The following is a 310-nucleotide window of genomic DNA, read 5'->3' on the forward strand; positions in this document are numbered from 1 at the left end:
GTATTCAGAACGGAGATGAAACAGGAGTAGACTGTGGCGGTTCTTGTACCCCTTGTGCTACTAATGATGGAGTTGTGTATGTAGATGTAAATGATATCACTGTAAGTTCTTCCAGTACCTGGAATTTCTTCAGAATAGAAGCAGGGGATGATAGAGACTATGGTGCCTGGTATTCTAGTAATTCGGTACGATTGGTGACTTATAATAAAGATGTAGTTTGCGAAGGAACTAGCGGAAATATAACCATGCTTGGTGAAGGAGTAGAAGTAGGAGCTTCCAGTAATTTTGTTGCAGAATCTAATAGTTATGT

General features: G+C 39.7%; 1 pseudogene. It reads left to right on the plus strand.

Going from position 1 to position 310, the window contains the following annotated elements:
* Positions 1-310, plus strand: a pseudogene (locus Z054_RS32190) (hypothetical protein); the annotation flags it as partial.

Origin of the sequence: Aquimarina macrocephali JAMB N27 (assembly GCF_000520995.1) — a bacterium.
Taxonomy (GTDB): Bacteria; Bacteroidota; Bacteroidia; order Flavobacteriales; family Flavobacteriaceae; genus Aquimarina; species Aquimarina macrocephali.